Consider the following 6,667-nt stretch of genomic DNA (forward strand, 5'->3'; position numbering starts at 1 on the left):
GATTTCTTCTCTGGTTTCGATACCAGGGTTGGCATAGTATAATATAATATTAAGTAAAAGTAACCTTGCTGAGATTGTCGACGGGAAGGAAGTTTAACAAAATGCCAACCAGAATTGCTACTTTAACTAGTACCCGTCAATTAATCAAGAAACATGGGCTGCACGTCAAGAAAGGCTTGGGACAGCATTTTGTGATCGATAACCGCATTTTAGAACTGATGGTGGAAAGCGCCAGGGTTACGGAAGTAGACATAGTTGTTGAGATTGGTCCAGGTGTCGGTTGCTTAACCCAGCACCTGGCCGAGAAAGCCGGCTGGGTGATCGCGGTTGAAGTCGACCGTAGTCTGGAACCGGTACTGAACGAGGCGCTGGGCGGATATAAGAACATCGGCTTTGTCTGGGGCGATATTTTGCGCACGGATCTGGATGCGGTGGTTGCAGAATATAGGGGTACATCGGTTGAGCAGATATTGCCATATAAAGTGGTGGCTAATTTGCCATACTATATCACCACGCCAATCATTATGACCATATTAGAAAAGCATGTTCGCGCACAGTTGCTCGTGGTGATGATTCAGAAAGAGGTGGCGGAAAGAATCACAGCCCGACCTGGTAGTAAGGATTACGGAGTACTTTCGATTGCTGCCCAATACTATGCGGAAACAACCCTTGTCAGTTTGGTTCCCCCGACGGCTTTTTTTCCTCTCCCAGAAGTGGAATCAGCGATCATTAAACTGGAACGCCGGTCAGTTCCACCAGTAAAAGTGATTGATGAAAACCTGTTTTTCCAAATCGTGCGACGCTCTTTCGGCCAACGCCGGAAAACCCTGCTCAATTCGCTGGGGGGCTTGGGTATGGGTATTTCTAAGGAAATGCTCCGCGAGGTTTTGGAGCAGGTGGGAATTGACTCCCAGCGCCGGGCGGAAACCCTCGACCTGGAGGAATTTGCTGTCCTGACCAATACCCTGGCTCCGTTAGTAATTAAATAAACACTCTCGCCCAAGAGAGGGGGCGCGGCGAATGAGTTTTTTAAGCCCGACGAAAGGGCGGATGACATGGGACGAAATGGTCGCTGATATTTGTGCCTATATAACCAGCGCCCCGGATTTCGTCCATAAAATAATCATCGGGACTGATTCTCATGTCCGTCACGAGACCTGTTTTGTTACAGCGGTGGTTATTCACCGGGTCGGCAAAGGGGCTCGCTATTACTATCGGAAAAAAACTCAACGAAAAATCGGAAGTCTACGGCAAAAAATCTTTTACGAGACGGCACTCAGTCTGGAGGTGGCCAGTAAACTCGCTGCGATATTAGCTCAGAATGGTTATGAACATTTTGATGTTGAGATTCACTTGGATATTGGAAATCATGGGGAAACCAAGGAACTGATTCGCGAGGTCGTAGGCATGGTCAGTGGGAACGGATTTGGCGCCCGTATCAAGCCAGATTCGTGTGGGGCTTCCAAGGTCGCCGATAAGCATACCAAATAAAAACCATGCCAAAATGTGCAAAACTGTGACGCCAGGTTTCGCTTAGTGGTTTTTAGGGGGGCTTTCGTAAAAATATGGAAGGAAAACAGAGACCGGAGGCGAATAAAAGAAAATGGTAGACAGTTTGCAAGGGGGAATACTCATTGAAGTATGAAAAGCTGTTTACATCTGGTAAAATAGGCCGGCTGGAGTTGAAAAACAGAATTGTTATGCCGGCGATGGCTACCGCGCTGGCTAATTCCACGGGCGAGATTTCCGATCGTCTGCTCAGATATTTCGAAGAAAGGGCCCGGGGTGGTTGTGGTTTGATTATTACCGGCATCGCTAGAGTCGATAACGATAACGGTGCGGGTATTTACAACCAAATCGGCGCATACAGCCCGAAATTTATCCCCCAGTTGCAGCGGCTGGCAGACATAGTCCATCGATATGACACCAGGATTTTCGTTCAACTGCACCATCCTGGCCGGGAGGGTTCTGTCCTTTTGAACGATGGGAGGCAGACAGTGGCTCCAAGCGTGATTGCGAACAGCCGGACTAACGAGCTGCCGAAGGAATTGACAACTGAGGAAATAGAGAGGTTGGTCAAAAAATTTGTCATGGGTGCCGTAATCTGTAAAAACGCAGGTATAGACGGGATAGAACTGCACGGCGCCCACGGTTATTTAATCAACGCCTTTATCAGCCCTCTTACGAACAAGAGAACCGACAAGTACGGTGGTTCCTTTGAAGGCAGAATGAGGTTTATCAGCGAGATAATCTACGGAATCCGCCAAAACTGTGGCCTTGATTTTCCGATCAGCGTAAGGCTGAGTGTCGATGAATTCGTTGATGGCGGCATAAAACTTGAGGACGGCATCGAAGTAGCTAAATACCTTGAATCTCTGGGGGTTGATGCGATCAACGTCAGCAACGGAATACGCGAATCTGGCGTTACGATCGTTGAACCCTATACATATGCGCCGGGTTGGAAGAAGCACCTTGCCGCTGGTGTCAAAGCCAACGTCAAGATACCTATTATTGCTGTCAACTTAATCCGCCAACCGGATTTAGCCGAGCGCCTTCTGGAGGAAGGCGTATGCGATTTTGTTGCCCTGGGCAGGGCGCAGTTGGCTGATCCTGAATGGGCGAACAAAGCCGCAGCAGGCAGGGAGGCCGAAATAAGGCCTTGCATCTCGTGTAGAACTTGTATTGAGGCGGTTAGCAATGGCAAGCATATCATCTGTGCTGTTAATCCGAGGCTGGGCAGAGAGCTTGAATTCGGGGAGTTTATTCAGAACGGAGACGGCCGGTTAGTAGCAGTGATCGGAGGCGGCCCAGGTGGCATGGAAGCAGCGAGAGTATTGGCGATCAGGGGCTTCAAAGTTATATTATTTGAAAAGGAAGACCGGCTTGGTGGTGCGCTGAATTTAGCGAATAAACCCCTGTACAAGGATAAGATCAACTGGCTGATCGATTACTATCAGCAACAGATGAAACATCCCAACATCGAGGTGAGGCTGAATACGGAAGCAAATGTTGAATTGATTAAAACCCTGAATCCATACGGAGTATTTGTGGCAGTTGGTGCTTCCCCCATTGTTCCTCCAATTCCCGGTGTTGATGGTGAAAATGTCTGCTTGGCAGAAGACGTGCTTAAAGGCAAGATTAAAATCAGCGGCAAAAATGTTGCGGTTATCGGTGCCGGTATGACTGGTTGTGAAACAGCGGAATTTCTAGCAGCTCAGGGCAATAAGGTAACGCTTGTCGATATGCTTGAAAAAATTGGTGCCGGCATATCCTATGTTACCCTATTGATGCTGATGTCAAGACTAAAAAAATACAATCCGACATTACTACCCGGTCACAAACTAATCAGAATTTACCAAGATAGGATCATACTGGAAAATGTTAAAAATAGGCAGGAAACAGAACTACCTGTGGAGCGGGTTGTTCTCGCCCTGGGAGTAAGCCCGAGAAAGGATCTGGTAGATAGCTTCAAGAGGAGCCTGGCGAATGTTAAGGTAGTTGGTGATGCCAATCGGGCCGGCAATATCATAGATGCGGTACATGATGGTTTTGGCAAGGCGTTTGTATTTGTCCCTATAACTCAAAGTAAATAGTAAAAAATATCTAGTTATTATTAGCTTTTTTAATTTATAGCCAACAATCCTAAAAGAATAAGATTGACTAGCATTTGGTATTTTAGTATAATGTTACAGTTAAGGTTGACAAATATACAAATGCATATTACAATATAGAAAGACTAGGGAAAGAAGGTGATACATTGGCACCTAAAAAGGTTTTGGCGGAGATCAAGCAAGATCTGGAGTCTTTCGTCGGTAACCGTATCCGGTTGAAAGCAAATCGTGGTCGCAATAAGGTGGTTGAACGGGTAGGGATACTGGAGCAGACTTACCCGAACATCTTTGTTGTCAAGCTTGACGAAAAGAAGGCCGAACGAAGAGTTTCATATAGTTATACCGATGTATTAAACGAGACGGTAGAGTTGATTGTTTGCCACCAGGACGGAGATATTAAAATCACCAGCTCACGTTAAACTACCAGGAAAATTTACCTGGTAGTTTTTTTCTTCCTTGTTTATTCTCTCAACACCAGTCACCACCCGCTACTGTTTTTCATACAATAACAACAGAGCGGGATGACCCCATGGGGGTGTGTTTGGTGAGGATGATGAGGGAAAAAGAACCTAAGCTTGGAATAGCCCTGGGTGGCGGAGGTTTACGTGGCGCGGCGCATATCGGCGTGCTCAAGGCACTGGAGCGAAACGGGATCAGACCGGACTTGATTGCGGGAACCAGTGCGGGTAGCGTTATTGCGGCCTTGTACGCCTGTGGAGTACCAATCGAAAAGATGGAACAAATTGCCCTTAATTTGCAGAAAAGAGACATTCTGGATTGGGATTTTCGGTTATGGGATGTGATGGTTTGGCTGTTGCGAACGATAATTATAACTTTGCCTTGTATTTCACTGCGGTGTAGTTCACTACAATGGCCAAAAGGTATTGTTAAAGGCGCCAAGATCGAACAACTGATTAAGGACCTGGTGGGGCCCAGGATTTGTAGCCAGGTGGAGATGCCGCTGGCCATTGTCGCCAGTGATATTAACTCTGGGGAAAGAGTGATTTTTACTAACTGGAGGCCGGTTCAACCTCCTGCTCTCCACCGTACCTGCCTGATCCACGACGCCCCAGTAGCGAATGCGGTGCGGGCCAGCATTTCGTTGCCTGGAATTTTCACGCCGGCTAATTATCAGGGACGAATGCTGGTAGACGGGGGCTTAACCGATTACGTACCGGTGGAAATCTTGCATGCGATGGGCGCCGATGTCATTCTGGCCGTAAATCTGGGATACATCAATCCCAATAAAATTGTTGATGATGTGGTTGAGGTCGTTCTTCGTTCTCTGGACATCATGATTGCTGAAACATCCGACGTTGAAGAAGACTGTTTTGCCGATTTGATTATTATTCCTCCTCTGGAGGATATCCATCTGACCGATATTCATCGCATTGCGGAATGTATTCAGAGCGGGGAAACAACGACCAATGAATGGATGCCACAAATTAAGAAAATGTTATTCGAAGCTAATCGGAAAGGCCGCTGAGATTCCTTGGCGGTCTTTCTATCTGGTTTTTTAACTTTTCCGGGGTGAACTCTTTAGCTGCACTTTGCATATGATATTAACACTACTGAAGGCGGGTTGGCGAACAACCGTAACCTTGAGGAGGAATTATTTAAATGGACGAAAGTGGCATGAACATCAAGTTTGGGACAGACGGTTGGCGGGGGGTAATCAGTGATGATTTTACTTTTGCCAACGCGCGGATAGTAGCTCAGGCCATTGCCGACTACTTGCTCGACCAGCAGAAAGGGCAGCGGGGGATCGTCATTGGTTATGACGCTCGCTTTTTGTCCGCCCGTTATGCAGAGGAAGTGGCCAGGGTGATCGCCGCGAATGGGATCAAGGTGTTCTTGTCCAACAAGGTTGCCGCTACTCCCGTTGTTTCATTTGCGGTGAAAAATCTCCGGGCCGGTGGTGGGTTGATGATCACCGCCAGCCATAACCCGGCCGATTATAACGGGATTAAGTTTAAAGGCGAATACGGGGGATCTGCTTTACCTGAGATGACCGCGCACATCGAAAAGTTGCTGCGCCGGACCCAGATCAAAACTGTACCGCTCAGTCACCCGCTAATTCACCGGTTTGATGCGGATGCGGATTACCTCAACCACCTGCGCCGGATCATCAACCGGTCGGCGATCTCAGCGGCCCGCTTTCGGGTGGTGGTTGATCCGATGCACGGGGCCGGCCGTGGGTATTTGCGGACTCTGCTCAAGGAACTTGGCATAGAAGTCGTGGAAATCAGGGGTGAGCCCCACCCTAGTTTCGGTGGAATTAACCCGGAACCAATTCCGCCCAACCTGGCGGCCCTCAGCCAGGCGGTACTTCGCTACAAGGCTCAGGTTGGCCTGGCAACTGATGGTGATGCCGACCGGATGGGCGCCGTGGATGATCGTGGTGAATTTGTAACCTCCCACTATATCTATGCTTTAATCCTCAGGCATCTGGTGGAGGAGCGTGGATGGCAGGGCGGTGTGGCGAAGACGTTTTCTACCACCCTGATGATTGACCGGCTGGCCCAAAAATATGGGCTGCGGGTGTTTGAAACACCGATTGGTTTTAAATACATCTGTGAGTTGTTCCTGGAGGAAGCAGATCTCCTCATGGGTGGAGAGGAAAGCGGGGGTTTTACCGTCCGCAATCATATTCCGGAACGGGATGGAATTTTAGCCAGTTTGCTTTTACTTGAAGTCATGGCGGTGCGTAAACAAAACTTGCGTCAACTGGTGCAGAGTCTGAAACAGGAGATTGGGAGCTTCTATTATGAGCGAGTTGATTTGCCAATTTCTGGGCACCAGAAAGAGACCCTGATGGGCCATTTGCAAGACCACCCTCCCAAGAACTTTGGACCACTGGCAGTAGTGCAAACGAAAAACCTCGACGGTTTGAAATTTATGCTGGAAAGCCAGGGTTGGATTTTGTTCCGCCCCTCCGGAACAGAACCGATGGTTCGCATCTACGTCGAAGCAGATTCAGAACAAAAAGTAAAAAAAGTTTTAGAAGAAGGTCAAAAAATTTACTATCGCGCCAGGCGATGGGGTCGTTTAATGTA

General features: G+C 48.1%; 6 protein-coding genes. All 6 read left to right on the forward strand.

Annotation, left to right across the window (positions count from 1 at the left end):
• Nucleotides 1–101: 101 nt before the first annotated feature.
• A complete protein-coding gene (gene rsmA, locus HPY81_05435; GenBank protein NPV26895.1) occupies nt 102–989 on the forward strand; it encodes a 16S rRNA (adenine(1518)-N(6)/adenine(1519)-N(6))-dimethyltransferase RsmA in 888 nt (295 codons plus the stop codon).
• A gap of 31 nt (nt 990–1,020) precedes the next feature.
• On the forward strand, nt 1,021–1,491 hold the full coding sequence (locus HPY81_05440) for a hypothetical protein (protein ID NPV26896.1): 471 nt from the start codon (nt 1,021–1,023) through the stop codon (nt 1,489–1,491).
• Nucleotides 1,492–1,634: 143 nt separating this feature from the next.
• Nucleotides 1,635–3,593 carry an FAD-dependent oxidoreductase gene (locus tag HPY81_05445; GenBank protein NPV26897.1) on the forward strand — a complete coding sequence of 653 codons (1,959 nt, stop codon included), beginning with the start codon at nt 1,635–1,637 and terminating at the stop codon, nt 3,591–3,593.
• Between the two features lie 164 nt (nt 3,594–3,757).
• The gene (locus HPY81_05450) at nt 3,758–4,030 is read left to right on the forward strand and encodes a Veg protein (GenBank protein NPV26898.1); all 273 of its coding nucleotides are present in this window, start codon (nt 3,758–3,760) and stop codon (nt 4,028–4,030) included.
• 125 nt (nt 4,031–4,155) lie between these two features.
• Nucleotides 4,156–5,097 carry a hypothetical protein gene (locus tag HPY81_05455; GenBank protein NPV26899.1) on the forward strand — a complete coding sequence of 314 codons (942 nt, stop codon included), beginning with the start codon at nt 4,156–4,158 and terminating at the stop codon, nt 5,095–5,097.
• A 149-nt stretch (nt 5,098–5,246) separates the two neighbouring features.
• Nucleotides 5,247–6,667: phosphoglucomutase/phosphomannomutase family protein (locus HPY81_05460; GenBank protein NPV26900.1), on the forward strand; the 1,421-nt coding region annotated here is incomplete at its 3' end.

Source organism: Bacillota bacterium (assembly GCA_013178045.1).
In the GTDB taxonomy this organism is placed as follows: Bacteria; Bacillota; Ch66; order Ch66; family Ch66; genus Ch66.

Coding starts and splice junctions, on each gene's coding strand:
- rsmA (NPV26895.1), top strand. CDS start 102: ATGCCAACCAGAATTGCTACTTTAACTAGTACCCGTCAATTAATCAAG.
- HPY81_05440 (NPV26896.1), top strand. CDS start 1,021: ATGAGTTTTTTAAGCCCGACGAAAGGGCGGATGACATGGGACGAAATG.